At 64.6% G+C, this 22,649-nt stretch carries 18 protein-coding genes; 8 read left to right on the top strand and 10 right to left on the bottom strand.

The features are described from left to right. Positions 1-177 precede the first annotated feature (177 nt). The 5 genes from yjfF to AB5Y50_RS14230 form a co-directional block, all read right to left on the bottom strand. Positions 178-1,185, bottom strand: coding sequence for a galactofuranose ABC transporter, permease protein YjfF (yjfF, locus tag AB5Y50_RS14250; protein ID WP_010674604.1), 1,008 nt, complete (start codon positions 1,183-1,185; stop codon positions 178-180). Further along, positions 1,178-2,197 (bottom strand): galactofuranose ABC transporter, ATP-binding protein YtfT, encoded by a 1,020-nt coding sequence (gene ytfT / locus AB5Y50_RS14245; protein WP_010674605.1) that lies wholly within the window; start codon positions 2,195-2,197, stop codon positions 1,178-1,180. The genes yjfF and ytfT overlap by 8 nt, the downstream gene beginning before the upstream one ends. A gap of 1 nt (position 2,198) precedes the next feature. Next, the gene (gene ytfR, locus AB5Y50_RS14240) at positions 2,199-3,707 is read right to left on the bottom strand and encodes a galactofuranose ABC transporter, ATP-binding protein YtfR (protein WP_010674606.1); all 1,509 of its coding nucleotides are present in this window, start codon (positions 3,705-3,707) and stop codon (positions 2,199-2,201) included. Between the two features lie 85 nt (positions 3,708-3,792). Further along, positions 3,793-4,752, bottom strand: coding sequence for a galactofuranose ABC transporter, galactofuranose-binding protein YtfQ (gene ytfQ, locus AB5Y50_RS14235; protein ID WP_010674607.1), 960 nt, complete (start codon positions 4,750-4,752; stop codon positions 3,793-3,795). 283 nt (positions 4,753-5,035) lie between these two features. Then, positions 5,036-5,989, bottom strand: a complete 954-nt coding sequence (locus AB5Y50_RS14230; RefSeq protein ID WP_010674608.1) for a LysR family transcriptional regulator — start codon at positions 5,987-5,989, stop codon at positions 5,036-5,038. Positions 5,990-6,118: 129 nt separating this feature from the next. Here AB5Y50_RS14230 and AB5Y50_RS14225 point away from each other — a divergent pair, with 129 nt between their 5' ends. Next, positions 6,119-6,970 (top strand): type 1 glutamine amidotransferase domain-containing protein, encoded by an 852-nt coding sequence (locus tag AB5Y50_RS14225; RefSeq protein ID WP_049636398.1) that lies wholly within the window; start codon positions 6,119-6,121, stop codon positions 6,968-6,970. Positions 6,971-7,032: 62 nt separating this feature from the next. On the opposite strand, the gene AB5Y50_RS14220 is transcribed toward AB5Y50_RS14225, so the two are convergent. After that, positions 7,033-7,911: a LysR family transcriptional regulator gene (locus AB5Y50_RS14220; protein ID WP_010674609.1), complete on the bottom strand. Its 879-nt coding sequence runs from the start codon at positions 7,909-7,911 to the stop codon at positions 7,033-7,035. Positions 7,912-8,072: 161 nt separating this feature from the next. Here AB5Y50_RS14220 and fdhD point away from each other — a divergent pair, with 161 nt between their 5' ends. Continuing rightward, positions 8,073-8,858: a formate dehydrogenase accessory sulfurtransferase FdhD gene (gene fdhD / locus AB5Y50_RS14215; RefSeq protein ID WP_043156122.1), complete on the top strand. Its 786-nt coding sequence runs from the start codon at positions 8,073-8,075 to the stop codon at positions 8,856-8,858. After that, a complete protein-coding gene (locus AB5Y50_RS14210; protein ID WP_043156120.1) occupies positions 8,842-11,139 on the top strand; it encodes an FdhF/YdeP family oxidoreductase in 2,298 nt (765 codons plus the stop codon). The genes fdhD and AB5Y50_RS14210 overlap by 17 nt, the downstream gene beginning before the upstream one ends. Positions 11,140-11,222: 83 nt before the next feature. Here AB5Y50_RS14210 and AB5Y50_RS14205 read toward each other — a convergent pair whose 3' ends face one another. Continuing rightward, entirely contained in the window at positions 11,223-12,797 is a 1,575-nt protein-coding gene (locus AB5Y50_RS14205; RefSeq protein WP_043156117.1) for a sensor domain-containing diguanylate cyclase, read from the bottom strand. 101 nt (positions 12,798-12,898) lie between these two features. Then, positions 12,899-13,816, bottom strand: a complete 918-nt coding sequence (locus AB5Y50_RS14200) for a LysR family transcriptional regulator (RefSeq protein ID WP_043156115.1) — start codon at positions 13,814-13,816, stop codon at positions 12,899-12,901. Positions 13,817-13,979: 163 nt separating this feature from the next. On the opposite strand from AB5Y50_RS14200, the gene AB5Y50_RS14195 reads away from it, so the two are divergent. Beyond that, positions 13,980-15,413: a glycoside hydrolase family 1 protein gene (locus AB5Y50_RS14195; protein WP_010674614.1), complete on the top strand. Its 1,434-nt coding sequence runs from the start codon at positions 13,980-13,982 to the stop codon at positions 15,411-15,413. 95 nt (positions 15,414-15,508) lie between these two features. Here AB5Y50_RS14195 and AB5Y50_RS14190 read toward each other — a convergent pair whose 3' ends face one another. Next, positions 15,509-16,267, bottom strand: a complete 759-nt coding sequence (locus AB5Y50_RS14190; protein WP_010674615.1) for an SDR family NAD(P)-dependent oxidoreductase — start codon at positions 16,265-16,267, stop codon at positions 15,509-15,511. 130 nt (positions 16,268-16,397) lie between these two features. Between AB5Y50_RS14190 and AB5Y50_RS14185 the strand changes: the two genes are divergently transcribed. After that, on the top strand, positions 16,398-17,333 hold the full coding sequence (locus tag AB5Y50_RS14185) for a LysR family transcriptional regulator (RefSeq protein WP_010674616.1): 936 nt from the start codon (positions 16,398-16,400) through the stop codon (positions 17,331-17,333). On the opposite strand, the gene AB5Y50_RS14180 is transcribed toward AB5Y50_RS14185, so the two are convergent. Then, complete coding sequence (locus AB5Y50_RS14180; RefSeq protein ID WP_010674617.1) at positions 17,313-18,323, bottom strand: AraC family transcriptional regulator; 1,011 nt, start codon at positions 18,321-18,323, stop codon at positions 17,313-17,315. The genes AB5Y50_RS14185 and AB5Y50_RS14180 overlap by 21 nt on opposite strands. A gap of 231 nt (positions 18,324-18,554) precedes the next feature. On the opposite strand from AB5Y50_RS14180, the gene AB5Y50_RS14175 reads away from it, so the two are divergent. The 3 genes from AB5Y50_RS14175 to AB5Y50_RS14165 all read left to right on the top strand — a co-directional run bounded on the left by AB5Y50_RS14175 (position 18,555) and on the right by AB5Y50_RS14165 (position 22,631). After that, entirely contained in the window at positions 18,555-20,591 is a 2,037-nt protein-coding gene (locus AB5Y50_RS14175; protein WP_010674618.1) for a glycoside hydrolase family 3 protein, read from the top strand. Between the two features lie 169 nt (positions 20,592-20,760). Next, the gene (gene nfo, locus AB5Y50_RS14170; protein WP_010674619.1) at positions 20,761-21,618 is read left to right on the top strand and encodes a deoxyribonuclease IV; all 858 of its coding nucleotides are present in this window, start codon (positions 20,761-20,763) and stop codon (positions 21,616-21,618) included. A 35-nt stretch (positions 21,619-21,653) separates the two neighbouring features. Further along, the gene (locus AB5Y50_RS14165; RefSeq protein WP_010674620.1) at positions 21,654-22,631 is read left to right on the top strand and encodes a Gfo/Idh/MocA family protein; all 978 of its coding nucleotides are present in this window, start codon (positions 21,654-21,656) and stop codon (positions 22,629-22,631) included. Positions 22,632-22,649 lie beyond the last annotated feature (18 nt).

The raw sequence follows: 22,649 nt of genomic DNA, 5'->3' as shown, positions 1-22,649 counted from the left end.
GTGCCTTCCAAAGACGGTGTCACCCCTCAAAGGGGCGTGCGGGAGGTTGGGGCCGGGCCCTGTGAGCGCCCCCGCTGCCTCCCCATCCTCTGCGCCGGACCCGCGACGGCCAGGCGGGGAGGGCGCACGGGAGCGCCTTGCCGCGTTATCTTCTGCCACCAGAGTCTTGCTGATACCTCACTCGGGCTGGGCGGCAACCTGGCGCTTGAAGGGACCTGGCTTGTTGGCCTTGCGGTGTTCCGAAACCAGGATCAGCAGGCGCTGCAGGGCGATGAAGCTGAACAGCAGCAGGCCGATGATGATCTTGGTCCACCAGGAGCTGAGGGTGCCGTCGAAGTTGATGTAGGTCTGGATCAACCCCTGGATCAGCACCCCGAACAGGGAGCCGAAGACGGTGCCCACCCCGCCGCTCAGCAGGGTGCCGCCGATGACAACGGCGGCGATGGCATCGAGCTCGACCCCGACGGCGGCGAGCGGGTAGCCCGCCGAGGTATAGAGCGCGAACACGATGCCTGCCAGGGTCGCCAGGGTGGTGGAGAGCAGGTAGATGCGAATGGTGGTGTGGCGCACCGAGATCCCCATCAGGGCTGCCGAGGTGGCGTTGCCGCCGATGGCGTAAACGTTGTTGCCAAAGCGGGTGCGGTTGGCGAGCAGGATGCCGAAGACCACCACCGCCAGCATGATGAGGGCCAGCAGGCTCAGGCGACCGCCCCCCGGTATCTTCCACGACAGGCTCGACAGGTAGGTGAAGGTGGGGTGATCGATGGGCAGGGACTGCTCGGAGATGAGAAAACTGGCCCCCCGCAGGAAGAACATGCCCGCCAGGGTGATGATGAAGGCGGGGATCTTCAGGGTGTCGATCAGCCAGCCCATGAGGGCGCCAAAGCCTGCCCCGAGCACCAGCACCAGAGGGATGGCCAGCACGGGGCTGACGCCCAGCTTCCCGATGAGGGTTGCCAGCAGCACGCCGGTGAAGGCGATGACGGCCCCCACCGACAGATCGATGCCCCCCGAGAGGATGACGAAGGTCATGCCCACCGCCACTATTCCCAGAAACGCGTTGTCCGTCAGGATGTTGCAGATGATGCGGGTGGACATGAAGGCTGGGAAGGAGGCCAGGCAGAGCAGATAGCCCAGCACGAAGACCATGATGGTCACCATCAGGGGGAGGTTGCGTTTAAACATGGCGAGTCCCTCGCTGGAAGAGGTGGTTGAGGGCCGGTGACTGCATGACCAGCACCGCCAGCACCACCAGGGCCTTGACGATCTGGTTCCACTGGGGCTGGTAGCCGGAGAGCAGGATCCCGGTGTTCACCCCCTGGATGATCAGTATGCCGATCAGGGAGAGGGCGAGGTTGAAGCGCCCCCCCATCAGGGAGGTGCCCCCTATCACCACCGCCAGAATGGCGTCCATCTCGAGCCAGAGTCCGGCGTTGTTGGCATCGGCACCCCGGATGTCGGCGGCGACTATCATGCCGGCGACGGCGGCCATCATGCCGCTCAGCAGGTAGGTGGCGATCACCACCATGGGGGTGTTGAGCCCGGCGTTCTTGGCGGCCTTGATGTTGATCCCCACCGCTTCGATGAAGAGGCCGAGGGCGGTGCGCTTGGTCAGCAGCCAGAGCAGCAGCGCCATGCCCAGGGTGATGATGACCGGGGTGGGCAGATAGAAGAGGGAGCCGCTGCCGATCCAGGCGAGTGCGTCGTTGTTGAAGGTGATGATCTGCCCCTCGGTGATGAGCTGGGCGATGCCCCGGCCCGCCACCATGAGGATCAGGGTGGCGACGATGGGCTGGATCTTGAACACCGCCACCAGCAGGCCGTTCCACAGGCCGCACAGAAGGCCCACCCCGATGACAGCGGCGAAGATGACCGGCAGGCTGTGACCGCCGGTGGCCAGGCTGGCCATGGTGGCCCCGCTGATGGCCATGACGGCTCCCACCGACAGGTCGATGCCGCCGGTGGCGATCACCAGCGTCATGCCGAGGGAGAGCAGGGCCACCGGGGCACAGCGGTTGAGGATGTCGATGAGGCTGCCAAACAGCCGCCCATCCTGGATGTGGATGGCGAAGAAGTTGTCGGCGACCAGGGCATTGATGAGCAGCACGCACACCAGGGCGGCGCACTGGGCCGAGCCCGTGGGCCACTCCCTGCGGGCGCGCGACCCCTTGGCGAGGGGGAGAATGGATGACGTCATATCAGGCCTCACATGCAATGGCGTTCATGATGGCAGGGACGCTCAGGGCGTCCGTCGCAAGCTCTGCCACCTGTTTTCTGTCACGAAGGACGATCACCCGATCGGCATAGCCCACCAGCTCCTCGAGCTCGGAGGAGATGACCAGCAGGGCCAGCCCGTTGGCGCAGAGGGATTCGATGAGGCGGATGATCTCGGCGTGGGCCCCCACGTCGATGCCCCGGGTAGGCTCGTCCAGGATCAGGAACTGGGGTTTGGTGAGCAGCCAGCGGGCGAGCAGCACCTTTTGCTGGTTGCCCCCGGAGAGAAACTGGATGGGCTGCTCTGGTCCCGGGGTCTTGATGGCCAACTGCTCGATGAGGCGGGCGGTGATCTCGTCCTGCTCCTTGCGAGACAGGGGATGCAACCAGCCCCGCTGGGCTTGCAGGGCCAGCACCATGTTCTCCCGCACCGAGGCCGAGGCGATGATGCCGGCGCTCTTGCGATCCTCCGGGCAGAAACCAAAGCCGTTGGCGGCCGCCTGGCGTGCAGAGCGGATGGTCACCGGCTTGTCCCGCACCCGGCACTCGCCGCTATCGCTCGGGACTATGCCGAACATCAGCTCGGCGGTCTCGGTACGACCGGACCCGAGCAGGCCGGCGAGGCCCACTATCTCCCCGGGCATGACGTCGAGACTGAAAGGGGTGATGACTCCCCGCTTGCCATAGTCCCTGAACGACACCATGGGCTGGTTGCTGCGCAGTGTTTTGCCCGCCCGCTTGAGGGCATTGTCGTCCAGCTCGCGTCCCAGCATCATCTTGACCAGCTCCAGTTGTGGCAGTGCCTGGGTGTCGCGGGTGCCGACCAGCTCGCCGTTGCGCAGCACTGTGATGCGATCGCTGATGGCGTAGACCTGATCGAGAAAATGGGTGATGAAGATGAGGCTCACCCCCTGATCCCGCAGGCGCGTCATCAGGGAGAAGAGCATCTGGACTTCGCTGGCATCCAGGCTCGCGGTGGGCTCGTCCAGGATCAGGATCCTGGCGGAGAGTGACACCGCCCGGGCGATGGCCACGATCTGCTGCATGGCGACCGAGTAGTGGTCGAGGGGCAGGGTGACATCCATCTCGAAGCCGTGGCTGGCCATGATGGCGCTGGCCTGCCGGGTCATGGCGCCCCGGTCGATGAAGCCGAAACGGCGTGGCTCGTGGCCGATGAAGAGGTTGTCCGCCACCGACATGTTCGGCAGCAGGTTGACCTCCTGATAGACGGTGCCTATCCCCAGACGCTGGGCATGGGCGGTGTCCGTCGGGGAGATGGGGACGCCATCGAGTTCGATACGGCCAGCGTCTCGCTGATAGACACCGGTGAGGGTCTTGATCAACGTGGACTTGCCGGCCCCGTTCTCGCCGAGCAGCGCCATGATCTCTCCCCGGCGCAGGGAGAAGTCCACCTGATGCAGGGCTCGTACTCCGGGAAACGCCTTGCATATTCCGCGGGCATTCAATACGACATCGTGAGTGTTCTCTGACATGAACATTGGCTCTCCGATATAGCGCGCCATACAAGTTCAATCACTTATATGGCGCGCTATGTGACAGTCTGGCGGGGGAGCGGGATTAATAACCCATGTCTTTTTTCAGCTCGAGCTGCGCCTCGGCACTCCCGGGCTCAAACAGTTTGGACTCCGTCTTGATATGTTTGGGGGGCAGGGTGCCATCTTTCTTATAGGCCAGCAGGGCATCGAAGGCCGGTCCCGCCATATTCGGCGTGAGCTCCACCGAGGCATTGGCTTCGCCTGCGATCATCGCCTTGAAAATATCCGGCACGCCATCGATGGAGATGATCTTGATATCCTTGCCCGGTTTCAGCCCGGCCTCTTTAATGGCCTGGATGGCGCCGATGGCCATGTCATCGTTATGGGCGTAGACGGCGCAAATATTCTTGCCGCTATTTTCCGCCTTGATGAAGCTCTCCATCACCTCCTTGCCCTTGCTGCGGGTGAAGTCGCCGGACTGCGTGCGGATGATCTTGATGGTGGGCACGGCCGAGACGGTGTCGAGGAAGCCCTTCTTGCGATCCAGCGCCACGCTGGCACCCACCGTGCCCTGCAATTCCACCACGTTGCACGGTTTGCCATCCTGCTGCTTGATGAGCCACTGGGCTGCCACTTCCCCTTCGTGGACGCTGTCGGCGGCGACCCCGGTCATGAAGAGACCGTCATCTTTTACCGTGATATTGCGATCCAGCAGGAAGACCGGGATCTCGGCCTCTTTCGCCTCCTGCAATACTGGCTCCCAACCAGTCTGTACCACGGGGGCAATAAAGATGGCATCCACCCCCTGGGCAATAAAGGAGCGAATGGCCTTGATCTGGTTCTCCTGTTTCTGCTGGGCATCGGCAATTTTCAGGATGATGCCGCGTTTTTGGGCTTCGCTCTTGGCGACCGATGTTTCTGCAGCTCGCCACCCGGATTCAGAACCAATTTGCGAGAAGCCCACGGTCATCTCTGCAGAATATGCAGTGGCCGAGAGAATAAGGGTGCTGATAATGCTCGCCAGTTTCACTTTTTTATACATATGACACTCCTTTGTGATGCATGGTGAAATAAACCGGAACACGTCAGGTTTTTATTGTACGGGTCAAGGTTATAGGCTCTTGAATTAAACGGCGGGAGGTGGCTCACAGAAAATTTTTAGCAGCACGATGCTTCATACAAACAGCAGAAGAGTTCATATATCGAGCCCTGCCTGTATTGATTTTTATGCATATTTATTTAATTAGGCAACCATTGTGTCCAGAGTGCCACCTGCTTTTTGCCCCCGGTATCGGGGGCGCAGGCACGCAGATGAGGGGCCCTCGTCAACGAAGAGGGGGATATTCCCCTGGCACAGGCGACCCCTCTGGGTGCACCGCTGCCAGCAGATAATCCACGAAGGCCCGGACCCGGGCCGAGAGGTGACGGTGCTGTGGATAGAGGGCGTAGAAGGGGCGGGATCGCCCCGCAAAGGGGGTCATCACCTCGATCAGCTTGCCTTGCAACAGCGCCTCGGCTGCCACGAAATGGTAGATCTGGAACAGACCGCCCCCAGCCACCGCCCAGCCCAGGCCCGCCAGCACATCGTCAAGCACCCGCTGTCTGCTCTGGACATGAAGGTCGACAGGGTCCCCCTGCTCGTTCACGAACTGCCAGGGGAAGGGGCGACCCGTGCTCGGGGTGATGAACTGGATCAGATCATGTTGCGACAGCATCTCCAGGGAGGTTGGCGCGGGGCGGCGGGCGGCATAATCGGGGGTGCAGAAGACCCCGAGGCTGGCATCCTCCAGCTTGCGGGCGATGATCCGCCCATCGCGCGGCTCCCCCAGCCGGATGGCCAGATCGTAACCATCCTCCACGAAGTCGATGTTCCTGTTGGAGACATTGAGCTCCAGCTCGACCTCGGGATAGGCCGCCATGAAGCCTGGCAGCAGGGGCACCAGACGGTGGTGGGCATAGACGGTGCCCACGCTGATGCGCAGCACTCCTCTGGGGTGGCGCTGGCGGCCGGTGATGGCCCGCTCGGCCTCGGCGATCTGCTCGAGCGCCTGCTGGCACTGTTCCCGATAGAGCTCCCCGTCATGGGTGAGGCGCACGCTGCGGGTGGTGCGATGGAAGAGTTTGACGCCGAGCCTGGCCTCGAGACGCTGGATGGAGCGGCTCACCGAGGCGGGCGTTACCCCCAGTACCTGAGCCGTGGCGGTAAAGCTACCAAGTTCGGCTGCCTTGCAAAAGAGCTCTATGGTGCCGAGCTGGACGGGGTCGAAGGCACGGGACATATGTTCATCCATGTAAATAATCAAGTTCAATGGTGTGAGTTTATTCGTCCGTGTGTAATCAGTAAATTGCTCATCGAGGGCGGCCCGGTGGCCGCCCGATCGATCACTGCCATCAAAAGGAAGATCACGATGAAGAACACCCTCAAGGCCGTGCTGGCCTCACTGCTGCTGGCGACCTCCGCTGCGGCCAGCGCCTCCCCGAAAGGCGAGATCCTGGTGCTGCTCTCGAGCGAGACCGAACTGCCGCTGCAAGGGGGCAAGAGCCTGACCACCGGCTTCTACCAGAATGAACTGGGGGTGCCTGCCGCCGCCCTGCTGGAGGCCGGTTATACCCTGACCCCGGTGACCCCGAGAGGGAACCGGCCCGTTGTCGACAAACACTCCGTCGATCCCCAGTACTTTGGTGGCAACCCGCAGGAGATGGTGCGCATCGGCGCCGTCGTGGAGGGGCTGCTTGGCGCCGGCAAGGTGCTCTCCCTGAGGGAGGTGCTGCAATCCGGTCCCGAGCGCTATGCCGGCCTCTTCATTCCCGGCGGCCACGCACCCCTCATCGATCTTGCCAAGGATCCCGAGGTGGGGACCCTGCTTCGCCACTTCCATGACAACCACAAACCCACGGCCGCCATCTGCCATGGCCCCATCGCGCTGCTGGCGGCGCAGGCGGATCCGGCCGGGTTCGAGCAGTCGGTCATTGCAGGCAAGGCAGACGGCGCCAGAGAGTGGATCTACGACGGTTACAGGATGACCATCTTCTCCGACAAGGAAGAGGCGGTGTTTGAAGGCTCCCTTGGGGGTGACAAGCTGCGCTACTACCCGGCGAAGGCCATGGCCCAGGCCGGCGGCAGCATGCAGTTCGTGGCACCCTGGCAGCCTGGCGTTGTGATCGATCGCGAGCTCATCACAGGCCAGAATCCCTTCTCCGACCACGCCCTGGCGAGCGCCTTCATCGCGGCGCTGGACAAACAGCAAGGGGCAGACTGACGCCAGGAGAGGCGCAAGTTCCCCCCTTGATCAGTGCAGGCAGCCCCCATGGGCTGCCTTTTTCATGCCCCTGCCTTGGCGAGAAACGCCTTCATGGCGGGGGTGACACTGTGTTTTCGGGTGATGAAGGCGATGGTGCCTGCGCTTGCATCGCTCAGGTGGTGGCAGGGCAGTTTGAAGAGCTGCTGGGCGGTGGCGGCGATGCCGGCGCTGACCACGGCGCAGCCCAGGCCGTGGCTCACCCCGTTGACCAGGTGGAACAGGGAGTCTGTCTCCAGCACCACCCGCAGGCTGATCTGCTGGCGGGCGGCGGCCTCGTCCAGGTAGCGGCGAAACTGCATGGTGGTGCTTGGCAGGATCAGGGGGAGATCTTGCAGGTCCGCCAGGGTCAGCGGCCCGGTCGGGGCGCAGTGGGCAGGCAGGGGGCCCAGCAGGGCCATGGGGTTGGGGTGGCGAAGCTGGACGTCGAGGGCCCTGCGCTGATGCTCGGTGAGCAACTCGTCAAAGCCGAGCCCGATGTCGATGCGATGCAGATCCAGCTGCTCCATCAGGGTGGCATGGGTCATCACGCAGAGGTGCAGGCCCACCTTGGGGTAGGCGTCGTTGAACCCCTTAAGCAGCGGCATGATGTCGATGCTCGACTGGGGCACGACGCCGATGCGTAGCGCCCCCGACAGCCCGCCCCGAAAGAGGCTGAGCTCTTGGCGCATGGCATCCTGCTCCTGCAGCATCCGCTCGGCGTGGTGCAGCACCACTTCCCCCGCCTGGGTCAGGGCCACGAACTGGCTGTTGCGCACCACCAGTTCGGTGCCAAGTGACTTCTCCAGGGCGGTGATGCTGGCTGACAGGGTCGGCTGGGTGATGAAGCAAGCCTTGGCCGCCTTGGCGAAGTGACGGTGCTGGGCCAGCTCGTAGAAATAGTGCAACTGCTTGATATTCATCGTGGTAATGGCAGCAGGCAAAGGCAATGAGCGACAAATTTAATCAATCGACATCCCGATAGCAATAGAAGTTATCTATTGGTGAATAGATTTGTTTCATTGGTTTTGGCGCGGCGGCTTATCTAAACTTGAGGCCCGAATACAGCTTATAAGCGTCTCGCATGATCCCTTTCAATTCACGGTTGCCCAGTCTGGATGAGCTGGTGGAGGAGGTGGCCGTGTCCGTCAACATCAACGGCATCAACCATGCCGTCATGATGGCCACCCCGGACGATCTCGACGATTTCGCCATCGGTTTTCTGTTTGGCGAGGGGATCATCGGGGGCAACCATGATGTACACGATATCCAGAGCACCCCGTCCCAGCACGGCATCGTGCTCGATGTCACCATCGCCAACCGCTGTCTGGCAATGCTTGGCCAGCGCAAGCGCCGCCTGGCCGGTGCCAGCGGCTGTGGCATCTGCGGCGTGGAGGCCATCGAACATGCGTTGCCCGTGCTCACCCCGCTGACCCCGGGCGCCCCCTTCGACACCGCCTCTTTGCAGGATCTGCGGGAGCGCATCGTCCCCTGGCAGAGCAAGGCCCGCCAGAGCGGCGCCCTTCATGCCGCCCTGGCGCTGGATGATCGCGGCGAGATCCTGGCCTGCCGGGAGGACATAGGGCGGCACAACGCCCTGGACAAGCTCATCGGCATGCAGCTGCGCCAGCCGGTGCAGGCTGCCACCCTGGTCATCACCAGTCGCTGCGGCAGCGAACTCATTCACAAGGCGGTGCAATTTGGCGCCGCTCACCTCATCAGTCTTGCTTCCCCCAGTCAGCTCGCGGTGCGACTGGCCCTGAAGTACAACCTGACCCTGATCCATGTGCCCCGATCCGATGCCCCGGTCTGCTATGCCAGCCCCCGCGCCCTGGATCACGTTGGAGACTCCCATGTCCAGTCATATTGAAAAACCGGCCAAGGCCGGCGGCTTTTCCTCCTTGCAGTCCACCTTCAAGCAGGTGCTGCGCAGCCAGAAGACCCGCCAGAACATCAAGAACCTGCTGCGGGTCAACCAGACCGACGGCTTTGACTGTCCCGGCTGCGCCTGGGGTGACAACAAGCAGGGGGCCTTCCAGTTTTGCGAGAACGGCGCCAAGGCGGTGGCCTGGGAATCCACCGGCAAGACGGTGGGGGCCGATTTCTTCGCCGAGCATTCGGTGCGCCGTCTCGCCACCCAGAGCGACTACTGGCTCGAATACCAGGGGCGACTGACCGAGCCCTTGCGCTACAACCCGGCCACCGATCACTACGAGCCGGTGAGCTGGGATCAGGCGTTTGCCCTCATCGCCGACAAACTCAAGAGTCTGGCCAGCCCCGACGAGGTGGAGTTCTACACCTCGGGACGCGCCAGCAACGAAGCCTCCTACCTCTATCAGCTGTTTGGCCGCCTCTATGGCACCAACAACTTCCCCGACTGCTCCAACATGTGCCACGAGGCGAGCGGGGTGGGGCTCATCCAGTCCGTCGGGGTGGGCAAGGGCACCGTGGTGCTCGATGATTTCGACGCCGCCAAAGCCATCTTCGTCTTTGGCCAGAACCCGGGCACCAACCACCCGCGCATGATGAACGCCCTGCGCAAGGCGGCGCGCCAGGGGTGCCAGATCGTCACCTTCAACAACCTCAAAGAGGTGGCCCTCGAGCGCTTCGCGAGCCCCCAGAGCCCGGCGGAGCTACTGACCCCGGCGGCCACCACCATCAGCCACCAGTACCTCACGCCAAAACTTGGCGGTGACATGGCGGCCATTCGCGGCATGGCGAAATACATTCTGGAAGAGGAGGGGGGGCGCATCGATCTCGCCTTTATCGAGCAGCACACCGCGCACTTTGACGACTACCTGGCCCAGGTGAAGGCCACGGAGTGGACGCAGATCGAGGCGCAATCCGGCCTCGGTCGGGAGGCGATCACACGGGCGGCGCAGATCTTCGCAAGCAGCGAGAGCGTGATCAGCTGCTGGGCCATGGGGATCACCCAGCACAAACATTCGGTCGACACCATTCGCGAAATCGTCAACCTGCACCTGATGTGCGGCCAGATTGGCAAGCCGGGGGCCGGACTCTGTCCGGTGCGCGGTCACAGCAACGTGCAGGGCAACCGCACCATGGGGATCAACGAGAAACCCAATGCCGCCTTCCTCGATCGCCTGGAGCGCTGTTTCCCGGTGGGCTTCAAGCGCACGCCGGGGCACAACGTCTACGAGGCCCTCAAAGCCCTTCATGGCGGCAAGAGCAAGGTGCTGATCTGCCTTGGGGGCAACCTGGCAGCCGCCGCGCCGGATACCGAGTTCACCTATGAAGCGATGCGAAGGAGCGAGCTCAACGTGCAGATCAGCACCAAGCTCAACCGCAGCCACCTCATGGTGTCAAAAGATGCCCTGATCCTGCCCTGCCTGGGCCGTACCGAGCTCGATCAGCAGCGCACCGGGGTGCAGAAGATCACCGTGGAGGACACGTTCAGCATGGTGCACGCCTCCACCGGGATGAACGAGCCGGTCTCGCCGCTCTGTCTCTCCGAGATAGACATCGTGGCCCGCATGGCCGAGGCAACGCTTGGCAGCGATCGGGTGGACTGGCTGGCGCTGCGGGATGACTACGGGCTGCTGAGGGATCTCATCGAGGAGACCATCGCGGGCTTTGGCGACTTCAACCGCCGCATCGAGGAGCCCTGCGGCTTCCATCTGGAGAACAGCGCCGCCCTGCTGCGCTGGAACACCGCGAGCGGGCGCGCCGAATTCAGGGCGAGCCGTTTGCCGGACTCCATCCTGCCCGAGTGCACCAGCCACTCGGAGCAGATGGTGGACCAGCCCGTGCTGCTGCTTCAGAGCCTGCGCTCCCACGATCAGTACAACACCACCATCTATGGCATGGATGACCGCTATCGTGGCATCAAGGGGCGACGCAATGTGGTCTTCATGAACGAGGAGGATGCCAGGAGGCTGGGGCTCGCCGAGGAGCAGCGGGTGGACATGAGTGCGGTGTGCAACGATGGGCGCGAGCGGGTGGTGCGGGGCTTTAGCGTCATCTTCTACGAGATCCCGAAAGGCAACATCGCCGCCTACTACCCGGAGACCAACCCCCTGGTGGCCATCGAGAGCATAGGGGAGGGCTCTTTCACCCCCACCTCCAAATCGGTGCCCGTACTGGTGACCCCGAGCGCCGCCTCGGTCGAGAGCCTGGCTGTCACGCTCTGATCTTCTGACATGGATACCGTCCGACCCCTGCCATGGCAGGGGTTTTTTTATGGCCGAACGGTGTCCGGCAAAGCCTGGGCCGATCAGCCCAGGGCCACCACCACGCAGTTTCGGCCCTGGCTCTTGGCATCATAGAGCGCCTTGTCCGCCTCCTTGAGCACGGCGGCTATGCTGGTGGCATCCGCTCCCCAGTGGGCGACGCCGAGGGAGATGGTGATGTGGCCTGCCACCTCCATGTCGTGGCTCGCCACCCGGGTACGCAGGCGCTCGGCGATCTTCTGCGCCTGTGCAAGGGAGACCCCGGGCAGCAGCAGCAGGAACTCTTCGCCGCCGCTTCGACACAAGGCGGCATCGGAACGCAGATCCTGCTGCATCAGGGTGGCGAGGGAGACGATGACGGCATCCCCCACGTCGTGACCGAAGCGGTCGTTGATGGCCTTGAAGTGATCGATGTCCAGGGCAATCACCGTCAGGGGCTGACGCTCGACCTCGTACTCGTCCAACATCTGCTGCATGGCCCGGCGGTTGAACAGGCCCGTCATGGGGTCGGTGTGGCTGTCGGTGTGCAGCTTGTTGATCTTGGTGTTGAGCAGCCCCAGCCCCTTGAGGATGGCCTGCTTCAACTGGGCTGCTTCGAAATACCAGGCGCGGATCCCCGAGATGCTGGTGGCGGCCCCTTGCTGATCCATGAGTCCGGCCCGGTTGGCCAGTTGTCGCAGGGGTCTGGCGATGATGGTGGCCGAGAGCCAGATGACGAAAAGAATGAAGAGGGTGACCGGGATCATCCCCTTGAGGATCTCCAGCATCTGTTCATCCAGGCCGGCCAGGGTGGCGCTGCGGGGGCGCTGGGCCACTATCCCCCAGCCTGCGTCCGCCACCGGGGCAAAGCCTGCCAGCATCTCGCTGCCCCGGGAGTTGAGCACGCTTTGCGCGCCATCCTGCCCCTTGAGTACCGCATCCACCACCCGGTTCTTGCCAATCTTCTGGCCGAGGCGCTCCGGGTTCGGGTGGTAGATGAGGGTGCGCTGGCGGTCCACCACATAAAGATAAGAACCATCCTGGTAGTAGTGCTGCCCCAGCAGGCTGGAGAGCACGCTGGCGGACTCCAGATAGATGGTGCCGGCTACATAGCCGAGGTAGCGCTTGTCTGCCGAGAAGATGGGGTGGGAGAGGCTGATGAGGTAGTTGCCAGTGAGGGAAACCAGGGGATCCGCGATGAGGGGCTGCTGGCTTGCCAGGGTCCGGCTCGCATTGGCCGAGGTGAGCTTGACCCCTTTCACATGCAATGCCTCGGGAGAGACGGCGACGATGACGGAGTCGGTGTTCACGATGGCCACCGAGTTGAAGGTGTTGGTCTGCTGGCGCAACTGGCCTGCCACCTCCTCGAGTCCATGGAGGTCGTTGCCCTGCAGCAAGGGGGCGAGCCGGGCCGCGCCATAGGCCAGCTGTCCCTGGGCCGAGCGCAGCATGGTCTCGGTGGAGGCGGCGAGCTTGGTGGCATAGACCCGGTTTGCCTCCAGGGTGCTGTCGATGAGCAGTTGTCTTTGTGCCTGATAGATGGCGTAAAAGCTGTTGCCAAAGGTAGCCAGCACGCCGATGACGGCCAGCGCAAGGATGAGGCGATGCAAATCAAACCTCAGCAGCCAGTGAGAGTGCATGAACGAAACGGATCCTTGTCGTGGCGTCGGGGCAGTGCGGCAATTTTAAGGGGGGTGACCGCCCAATGCCATCGTTAATGTGATTCTCGAATGGTTCCCTTTCATGGCGTGTCCCGGGCGGCAGCCCCGTCCCCTGTCGTCATGAGGCCGGTGAGGGCGGGATCCGCCAGCTCCGCCACCGTCTGCCAGAAGGGGGCGACGAGGGGATTGTCGTTGCCCGGCGGGCGAATGAGCCCGATGATCCAGCTCGCGTCGGCCTCCTCGAGGGGCAGGGTCAGCACATCGGGATGCTCAATGGTGGTGGAGGAGGGGACCAGGGTCCAGGCGATGCCGGCCGCCGCGGTGGCGATGCCGGCGGCGAAGTCGTTGACGTACTGGATGTCCTGGAAGCGCAGCCCGCTCTGGGCCAGATAGTGCACGAACTGATCGTGAAACGAGGGGGCCTTGTCCCGGCGCAGGATGGCGAGCGGCTTCTCCTGAAGATCGGCGAGCCCTGCCACCCCCTGATAGCCTGCGGGCAGCACGGCGACGAAATGGGCGCGCACCACGGGCAGCACCGGCCAGCCCTTGGGGGCGGGCAGGCGGCAGAAGCCGAGATCCAGCCGCCCCTCCGCCAGCGCCAGCAACTGGTGATGGGTGGAGAGATCGTTGAGCTCGATGGCGACCCCGGGGCGGCTGGCCCGAAAGCGGGCGATGGCGGCGGGCACCAGCAGCTTGGTGGCGACCCCGAAGCCGATGCGCAGAGTACCCGCGTGGCCCGCCAGCACGTCGCGGGCGCTGCGGGCGAGCTGTTCGCTCTGGGCCACCAGGGTGCAGGCGTCGGCGTAGAGGGCGCGCCCGAGCACCGTCAGCCGGGTGCTGCCGGCGTTGCGCTCGAACAGCTCGCCGCCAAGGTCCGCCTCCAGCCGGCGGATCTGCTTGCTCAGGGCCGACTGGGTGACGTGCTGGCGCGCCGCCGCCTGACCAAAGTGCAATACCTCCCCCAGGGTGACGAAGGCTTTCAGGTCTCTTAACTCCATGGTGTCTCGCTTGATTCCAGATAGGAATGATAGGTGGCCATATTTGTCATTGGACGGAATTCTAGAAGTGTTGGATGCTGGTGCCAACTCATTTCGGGCCCCTGTACGGGGTCGACGTATCACGGGATGGCCCCCGCCATCCGCGCAGAAGGAGCAACACCAGATGCATCATCACAAGTTCAACGACTTCCCGAACGGTTTCCTCTGGGGCGCCGCCTCCGCCGCCTATCAGGTGGAAGGGGCCTGGAACGAGGAGGGCAAGGGCCCCTCGGTATGGGACAGCTTTACCAAATTGCCGGGCAAGACCTTTGAAGGGAGCAACGGAGACGTGGCGGTGGATCACTACCACAGGGTGGAAGAGGACGTGGCGCTGATGGCCGAGATGGGGCTCAAGGCCTATCGCTTCTCGGTGAGCTGGCCGCGCATCTACCCGACGGGGCGTGGCGAGGTGAACGAGGCGGGGCTCGCCTTCTACGACAGGCTCATCGACGCCCTGCTGGCCCACGGCATCGAGCCGGTGCTGACCCTCTATCACTGGGATCTCCCCCAGGCCCTGCAGGATGAGTACGGCGGCTGGGAAGACAGGCGCATCATCGACGACTTCGAGCGCTATTGCGTGACTCTCTATCAGCGCTTCGCCGGCAAGGTGAAGTACTGGGTGTCGCTCAACGAGCAGAACTACAACCTGACCAACGCCTACCAGCTTGGCACCCATCCTCCCGCGGTGCAGGACAGGAAGCGTTTCTTCGCCGCCAACCACATCGCGTTTCTCGCCAATGCCCGGGTCATCAAGGCGTTTCGCCAGCACGTGCCAAACGGCCTGATCGGGCCGAGCTTTGCATACTCCCCCGCCTATCCGGCCTCCTGCGCCCCGAGCGACATGCTGGCGTTCGAGAATGCCGAGGAGTTCACCAACCTCTGGTGGCTGGATGCCTACTGCTTCGGCCGTTACCCCCAGGCGGCGCTCGCCTATCTGCGGGAGACCGGCGAGGCGCCGGAGATCCTGCCGGGCGATCTCGAGCTCTTGCGCGAAGGCACCCCCGACTACATCGGGGTCAACTACTACTACACCCTGACCTTCACCGACAACCCCCTCGGCGGCCAGACGATGCAGCGCATCAACACCACGGGCAAGAAGGGCACTACGCCCTCCAGCGGCATTCCCGGCCTCTACAAGACGGCCCCCAATCCGCACCTTGAGACCAGCAACTGGGACTGGGCCATCGATCCCACCGGGATGCGCATCGCCCTGCGTCGGCTCTCCTCCCGCTACGCCCTGCCGCTGATGATCACCGAGAACGGCCTGGGGGAGTTCGACAAGCTGGAAGCCGGGGACAGGGTGAACGACGACTACCGTATCGCCTATCTGCACAGCCACCTCAAGGCGTGCCAGGAGGCGATGCAGGACGGGGTCGAGCTGATTGGATATTGCGCCTGGTCCTTCACCGACATCCTGAGCTGGCTCAACGGCTACCAGAAGCGCTACGGCTTTGTCTACGTGGACAGGGACGAGCAGGGAGGGTCTCTTCGTCGCATCAAGAAAGAGAGCTTCCACTGGTACAGCCAGGTCATTGCAAGCGGTGGCAAGACCCTGTAACGGGCCCGGTGCGCCGCACCTCGTCTGCCCAATGCCGGAAGGCCCCCTCATCGGAGGGGGCCTTCCTTGTTTGTGCAGCAGGCAATCATGACCGCCTAGATAAACATGCCGCCCGAGGCTTCGATGCGCTGGGCTGTGATCCAGCGGCAGTCATCGGAGAGCAGGGCGGCGATGGCGCCACCGATGTCGTCGGGCTGACCCACCCGGCCAAGGGCGGTCTGGCTCGCGAGAAAGTCGTTGACCCCCTTGTTGTCGCGCACCACGCCGCCGCCAAAATCGGTCTCGATGGCGCCGGGGGCCAGCACGTTGACCGCGATGCCCCTGGGGCCCAGCTCCTTGGCCAGATACTGGGTGAGCACCTCGACGCCCCCCTTCATGGCGGCGTAGGCGGCATAACCCGGCATGGCGAAGCGGGTGAGGCCGGTGGAGAGGTTGAGGATGCGACCGCCGTCTGCCAGGAGGGGCAGGAGCGCCTGGGTCAGGAAGAAGGTCCCCTTGAGGTGGATGTTTAGCAGGGTGTCGAACTGCTGCTCCGTGGTCTGCTCGAAGCTGGCATGAATGCCGATCCCGGCGTTGTTGACCAGGAAGTTGAAATGGGTGCGCTGCCACTCCCGGGCGAGCAGTTGCGTCACCTCCTCTGCAAAGGCCGCGAAGGTGGCGCTCTCGCCCACGTCCAGAGCCAGGGCATGGGCCCGAACGCCGAGGGCGCGGGCCTGGGTCACCACCGCCTCCGCCTCTGCGGCCTGGCTGCGATAGGTGATGATGAGGTCGACGCCTTTGGCGGCGAGGGCCAGGGCCCCGTGCTTGCCAAGGCCGCGGCTGGCCCCGGTGATGAGGGCGATGGGTCTGGTCATGGTATGACTCCTGTCAGGGTGGCGGACACAGGCTCGATACGAGCCGACCGGATCACTGTATTGTTCCTTTTAAACTGGATAAATAGCGTGATAATAGAATCACTGTTCCGTTAATCGAGACAATCAGGCCATGGATCAACTGGATGCGATGAGAGCCTTCGTGCGGGTTGCCGAGCTGGAGAGTTTTACCCGCTGCGCCGAGCAGACGGGCATCCCCAAGGCGACCCTCTCTGCCGCCATCCGTCGGCTGGAGGAGCGCATGGGGACCCGGCTCCTGCTGCGTACCACGCGGCGGGTGCAGCTCACCACGGACGGCCAGCTCTGCTATGCCAGATGCCGGGAGCTTTTGGCGGACATGGAGGAGTTTGACGGCCTGTTTCGCCAGGGGGGGCAGATCTCGGGACAACTGCGGGTCGACATGCCAAGCCGGATGGCCCGTCACCTGGTGATCCCGGCCCTGCCGGACTTTCTGGCGCAGCATCCCGCCCTGCAACTGATGCTGAGCAGCACGGACAGGCGGGTGGATCTGGTGCGCGAGGGGTTTGACTGCGTGGTGCGGGTCGGGGCGCTTGAGCCCTCCAGCCTGGTGGCCAGGCCCCTTGGTCACTATCGCCAGATCAACTGTGCCAGCGCAGGCTACCTGGCTCGCCACGGGGTGCCCCGCACCCTTGGGGATCTGGCGGGCCACCGGCTGGTGCACTATGGTTCCGGGTTTGGTGCCGGGCAGGGGCGCAGCGAGCCCGGCTTTGAATACCTGGCGGAAGATGGCCACCGCGCCCTGCTGCCCATGGCGGGGGCCCTCATGGTCAATGACAGCGAGACCTACCTGGCGGCGGCGCTGGCGGGGCTTGGCATCATCCAGATGCCGCGGGTGGGGGTCGAATCCCTGCTCGCGGGGGGCGAGCTGGTGAGCATCCTGCCCCAGTGGCAGCCGCCGCCGCTCCCCATCCACGCCCTCTATGCCCATCGCCGCCAACTGGCCCCCAGGGTCCAGCTCTTCATCCACTGGCTGGCGGGGTTGCTCGCCGCCCATCTCGGGGGCGCCTCAGAGGCGGCTGCGCCTTGAGCGAAACTCCCTCGGCGAGAGGGCAAACTCCTCGCGAAAGAAGCGGGTAAAGCTGCTCTGGCGGGCAAAACCCAGGCGCTCCCCCACTGTCTGCAGGGGGAGGGCGGGATCCTGCAACAGGCGGCAGGCCTCCTCCCGGCGCACCCGCTCCAGCAGGCCCGAGAAGTGGCACCCTTCCTCCCGCAGATGGCGGTTGAGGGTCCAGCGGGTCAGTTTGAGGTGCTCGCACACCCCATCGAGCAGAGAGGAGGCCTCGGCGCTCTCTTGCCACAGCTGCTGGCGGATGAGTGTCATCACCCTGTCCCGGTAGCGGCTGCTTGGGCGAAGCTGGGCCATCTGCCGGTCGAGCTCCCCGAGCAGCAGGGGTTGCAGGGGCAGGTTGCACTGCCCGTGGGCGAGATCGAGCAAGGCGGCGGGAAAGCGCAGCTCGAAGTCCGCCCCCTGTTGCAACCGCCCTTCCAGCCAGCCTGCCAGCTCACGCCACAGCCTGGGGCGTACCGGGGTGGGCAGCACCAGCAGCCCCTGGCCCGGGTGGTAGAACTGGAGCAGGGCATAGAGGTGGCAGAGGTTGGCCAGGCTGCTCAGGGCGATGACGTCCGGGTGATCGGACTCCGAGTGGTAGCTGATCCTGGCCTGCCCCTCTTCTTCTTGCAGGCGGATCTCGTCGCTCTCGCCGATGAGGGGGCGGTAGGCGAGGAAGAAGTGCAGGGCCTGGCGAAGGGTGGCGGCGTTGCAGCACAGGCTCGCCAGCGACATGAAGTCGGCAAAGAGGCCAGGGAGGGCGGGGGGCGTCCAGTCGAGGGCCAGATCCACGTGGGGGGCTGCCCCGGCCAGCAGCCGGAAGTGGCGCCCGGTGTCGAGCCGCCCCTGGGGGATCAGCAGCTCTTCGTGAGCGATGCCGCAGGGGTGCAGGAGGGCAGCAGGATCCCGCCCGCGGGCCTGCCAGTGGTTGAGGCAGTGCAGGGCAATCCGGTTGGAGACGGTCTTCACGGCAAAAATCCTTGTCAGCGGTGGCCCACCATCATCGGCCAACGGCGGCGGATTGCCGTGAGCCAGCGCCGCTTTCATGTTTCAGATTTGTAACCAAGGGTAACCCTGCAACCCTTTTCACACTTTTCAATCCTGCTCCCAACCGGCAACTTCCTGCACCCGACGGGCAAGTGAGAGGGGCCGCTTTTGCATAGAGTGGCGACTCCTACACACACAAGGAAGATAACAACAATGAAACACCACTCGCTCTCCCGAACCCGTGTCGCCCTCGCCATCGGGGCCCTGCTGCTGGCAGGGTGCAACGACAACGATTCCACCCCCAAGCCCGAGCAGCCCGTTCTGGGCCACCGCACCGTCACCCTCATCGAGCAGGACGGCCTGCAATTCAAGGATCTCGATGGCAGCGGCACCCTGACCCCCTACGAGGACTGGCGCCTCGGCGCCGCCGAGCGGGCCCGGGATCTGGTGGGCAGGCTCACCCTGGCCCAGAAGGCAGGGCTGATGATGCACGGCACCCTGGTGCTGGACGGGGCGGGGCGGGTGAACCTCGCGGCCATGGACAAGATGCTGCGCGAGGACGGGGTCAACACCTTCATCACCCGCATGGCCGGTGATCCGGCGGCCATCGCCGCAGACAACAACACCCTGCAGGCCCTGCTGGAAGGGGTGGGATTCGGCATCCCCATGACGGTGAGCACGGATCCCCGCAACCACTTCACCCATGATCCGAACGCCACCAGCATCGGTGCCGGGGCCTTCTCCCAGTGGCCCGAGACCCTGGGGCTGGCCGCCATCGGCGATGCTGCCCTGGTGCAGCGCTTTGGCGACATCGCCCGTCAGGAGTACCGTGCCGTCGGCATCCACGAGGCCCTCTCGCCCCAGGCGGATCTCGCGACCGAGCCGCGCTGGGGCCGCATCAACGGCACCTTCGGGGAAGACAACCTGCTCGCCAAGTCCCTGGTCAAGGCCTACATCGAGGGCTTCCAGCAGGGGAGCGAGGGGATAGGCAAGGAGAGCGTGGTCACCGTGGTCAAGCACTTCGCCGGGGCCGGTCCCCAGAAGGACGGGCTGGATGCCCACAACCCCTGGGGCAAGGAGCAGGTCTACCCCGGCGGCCAGTTTGCTTACCACCTGGTGCCCTTCGAGGGTGCCTTCGAGGCCAGGGTGGCCGCCGTGATGCCCTATTACGCCATGCCCCTGGGCCTGACCCAGGATGGGCAGCCCGTCGAGGAGGTGGGGTTTGGTTTCAACCGCCAGATCATCACGGATCTGTTGCGGGGCCACTTCAAGTTTGACGGCGTGGTGCTGAGCGACTGGGGCATCGTCAATGACTGTGACAGCCGCTGCGAGCAGGGGCTGACCCAGGATGAAGTCAATGCCGGGGTGAGCCCCTGGACCGTGCCCTTTGGCATGTCCTGGGGCGTGGAGAAGCTCACCAAGGCCGAGCGTTATGCCAAGGCCATCGACGCCGGGGTGGATCAGTTCGGTGGCGTGGAAGATCCGGCTCCCCTGCTGGCGGCGGTGCAGAGCGGTCTGGTGACCGAGGCGGCCATCACCACTTCGGCCGAGCGGATCCTGGCCCAGAAGTTTGCCCTCGGGCTCTTCGAGAATCCCTATGTGGATGCCGAGGCCGCGGTGGCCCTGGTGGGCAAGGCCGAGTTCCAGCAGGAGGCCCAGGCCGCCCAGGCGGCGTCTCACGTGCTGCTGAAGAACGAGGGGGCCCTGCTGCCGCTGAAGGCGGACGGCAAGCGGGTCTATCTGCACAATGTCAACGCCGAGGTGGCCAGGGCCAACGGCTATACGGTGGTGACGAACCTGGCCGACGCGGAGCTTGCCATCGTGCGGGTCAACGCCCCGGGCGAGCAGGACCCCCGCTTCCCGTTTGGCAGCATCCACTTCGGCCAGCTCGGCTTTGCCAGCAATGCTCAGGTGGTGCAGGAGACGGCCCACGAAGGGGTCTACCGCGGCGCGGATGACTATGCCGCCATCCAGGCCATCGAGCAGGCCGGGGTGCCCCTGGTGCTCTCCGTCTATCTGGACAGGCCCGCCATCCTGACCGAGGTGGCCCCGGCGGCCCGGGTGCTGCTCGCCAACTTCGGCGCCCTGGATCAGGCCCTGTTCGATGTCATGAGCGGCACCCAGAAGGCACGTGGCAAGCTCCCCTTCGAGCTGCCCTCGAGCTGGCAGGCGGTGCTGGCCCAGTCCCCGGACGTGGCCAAGGACTCACAAAGCCCGCTCTATCCCTACGGGGCCGGTCTGGCCTATTGACGGACAGGGATGTTCTGTCTCTCATCAAGGCGCCTTCGGGCGCCTTTTCCATTGCCCCCATCGACAATCCCGGTTTGGCGCAAGGGGTTGGCTTGGGCATAATGGCGCCCCGGCAACGGGTGCGGTGGCCAGTGTGGCAGGCACCCGGTCACAGTGCACAGGAGATGAGATGAAATTTATCGGAGCCCACGTCAGTGCGGCGGGCGGGGTGGAAAACACCATCGCCCGGGCCAAAGCCATCGGGGCCAACGCCTTCGCCCTGTTTACCAAGAATCAGCGCCAGTGGCAGGCGGCGCCCCTCTCCGAGGCCAGTATTCGCGCCTTCAAGGCCGCCTGCGAGAAGGAGGGCTTTCGTCCCGAGCAGATCCTGCCCCACGACAGCTACCTCATCAACCTGGGTCATCCCGACCCCGACGCCCTCGCCAAGTCCCGGGATGCGTTTCTGGACGAGATGAAGCGCTGCGAGCAACTGGGGCTGTGCTACCTGAACTTCCACCCGGGCAGCCATCTCAAGCAGATCCCCGAGGCGGTGAGCCTCAAGCTCGTGAGCGAGTCCATCAACTGGGCGCTGGAGCGCAGCGAAGGGGTGACGGCGGTGATCGAGAATACCGCCGGCCAGGGCACCAACCTCGGCTGGTCGTTCGAGCACCTGGCCACCCTCATCGACGGGGTAGAGGACAAGAGTCGGGTCGGCGTCTGCTTTGACACCTGCCACGCCTTCGCCGCCGGTTACGATCTGCGTACCCCCGAGGGGTGCGAGGCGGTGTTTGCCGACTTCGACCGCATCGTGGGGTTCGAGTACCTCAAGGGGATGCATATCAACGGCGCCAAGTGTACCTTCGGTAGTCGGGTCGACCGTCACCACAGCCTGCGGGAGGGCAACCTCGGCGAGGCGGTGTTCCACCACATCATGAACGACGACCGTTTCGACGGCATCCCGCTTATCCTCGAGACCATCGACGAGTCCATCTGGGGCGAGGAGTTAAGCTGGCTGCGCAGCCTGGCCGGGAGCCCGCGCCCGGCGTGATGCCGGGGTCCACCATTGGGTAGCAAGGAGAGACGATGCACGACGAGACAAGGGCGCCCCTGCGCTTTGGCATTGCCGGGGCGGGGGCCATCGCCCGGCGTTTTTGCCGCGATGTGAACGGGCACGCCAGGGGAGCCGAGGTGGTGGCCATCGCCGCCCGGGACCAGGGACGGGCGGACGAGTTCGCCCGGGATCTGGGGCTGCCCCACGCCTATGGCAGCTATGAGGCCCTGGCCGCCAGCCCCGAGGTGGAGGCCGTCTATGTGGCGGTCATCCACCCGGAGCACGCGGGCCTGGTGAGGCAGATGCTGCTGGCGGGCAAGCACGTACTGGTGGAAAAACCGGCGGTGACCCGGGTGGCGGATTGGGACGCCCTGGTGGCGCTCGCCCACGCACGGGGCCTGCTGCTGCTCGAGGCCATGAAGGTGATGTGCTTCCCCGCCATGCGCGCCCTGTTGCAGCGCCTGCCCCTGCTGCCGCCGCCGCGCGAGCTGCGGGCGGCGTTCGGTTCGACCCAGCCCAGGGTGGGCAAGCTGTTCGATCCTGCCCTCGACGGCGGCGCCGCCTGGGACGTGGGGGTCTATCCCCTCTGGCTCCATGCCGCCCTCTGCCATCGGCTGGGGCTGGGCTGCCCCGCCCCCGAGGTGACGCTGACGCGGGCTCCGGGGGAGGTGGATCTCACCGCCAGCTTCACGTTCGATGAGCCGTTTCGGGCCGAGCTCGGGGCCTCCATCATCGAGGATCTCGAGCGGGAAGCGTCCTTGTCCGGGGAGGGGTGGCGCCTGGTCATCGAGGGCAAGTGGTGGAATCCCCAGCACATTCGCTGGCAAGGGGGGCCTGCCCCCGTCATCTGGCCGGCGGACATCTATCTGCCGGTGGAGGGGGGCGGCATGCAGCACGAGGCGGATCACTTCGCCGATTGCCTGCGCCACCGGCTGCTGGACTCCCCCTGGGTGCCCCAGGCCGTGACCCGGCAGGTGCTCGGCTGGATTGAAGGGGGACTCGCCGGCTGAGGCCGGGGAAGGGCTGAG

It is taken from the genome of Aeromonas sp. s6, from assembly GCF_040907815.1.
Lineage (GTDB): Bacteria > Pseudomonadota > Gammaproteobacteria > Enterobacterales > Aeromonadaceae > Aeromonas > Aeromonas caviae.
Note: the sequence above shows the minus strand (reverse complement) of the source record. Positions and strands in the feature narration are given on the sequence as shown.

Excerpts from the sequence above, each read along its gene's own strand:
- yjfF (WP_010674604.1), bottom strand. The coding sequence starts at position 1,185 with ATGTTTAAACGCAACCTCCCCCTGATGGTGACCATCATGGTCTTCGTG.
- ytfT (WP_010674605.1), bottom strand. The coding sequence starts at position 2,197 with ATGACGTCATCCATTCTCCCCCTCGCCAAGGGGTCGCGCGCCCGCAGG.
- ytfR (WP_010674606.1), bottom strand. The coding sequence starts at position 3,707 with ATGTCAGAGAACACTCACGATGTCGTATTGAATGCCCGCGGAATATGC.
- ytfQ (WP_010674607.1), bottom strand. The coding sequence starts at position 4,752 with ATGTATAAAAAAGTGAAACTGGCGAGCATTATCAGCACCCTTATTCTC.
- AB5Y50_RS14230 (WP_010674608.1), bottom strand. The coding sequence starts at position 5,989 with ATGTCCCGTGCCTTCGACCCCGTCCAGCTCGGCACCATAGAGCTCTTT.
- AB5Y50_RS14225 (WP_049636398.1), top strand. The coding sequence starts at position 6,119 with ATGAAGAACACCCTCAAGGCCGTGCTGGCCTCACTGCTGCTGGCGACC.
- AB5Y50_RS14220 (WP_010674609.1), bottom strand. The coding sequence starts at position 7,911 with ATGAATATCAAGCAGTTGCACTATTTCTACGAGCTGGCCCAGCACCGT.
- fdhD (WP_043156122.1), top strand. The coding sequence starts at position 8,073 with ATGATCCCTTTCAATTCACGGTTGCCCAGTCTGGATGAGCTGGTGGAG.
- AB5Y50_RS14210 (WP_043156120.1), top strand. The coding sequence starts at position 8,842 with ATGTCCAGTCATATTGAAAAACCGGCCAAGGCCGGCGGCTTTTCCTCC.
- AB5Y50_RS14205 (WP_043156117.1), bottom strand. The coding sequence starts at position 12,797 with ATGCACTCTCACTGGCTGCTGAGGTTTGATTTGCATCGCCTCATCCTT.
- AB5Y50_RS14200 (WP_043156115.1), bottom strand. The coding sequence starts at position 13,816 with ATGGAGTTAAGAGACCTGAAAGCCTTCGTCACCCTGGGGGAGGTATTG.
- AB5Y50_RS14195 (WP_010674614.1), top strand. The coding sequence starts at position 13,980 with ATGCATCATCACAAGTTCAACGACTTCCCGAACGGTTTCCTCTGGGGC.
- AB5Y50_RS14190 (WP_010674615.1), bottom strand. The coding sequence starts at position 16,267 with ATGACCAGACCCATCGCCCTCATCACCGGGGCCAGCCGCGGCCTTGGC.
- AB5Y50_RS14185 (WP_010674616.1), top strand. The coding sequence starts at position 16,398 with ATGGATCAACTGGATGCGATGAGAGCCTTCGTGCGGGTTGCCGAGCTG.
- AB5Y50_RS14175 (WP_010674618.1), top strand. The coding sequence starts at position 18,555 with ATGAAACACCACTCGCTCTCCCGAACCCGTGTCGCCCTCGCCATCGGG.
- nfo (WP_010674619.1), top strand. The coding sequence starts at position 20,761 with ATGAAATTTATCGGAGCCCACGTCAGTGCGGCGGGCGGGGTGGAAAAC.
- AB5Y50_RS14165 (WP_010674620.1), top strand. The coding sequence starts at position 21,654 with ATGCACGACGAGACAAGGGCGCCCCTGCGCTTTGGCATTGCCGGGGCG.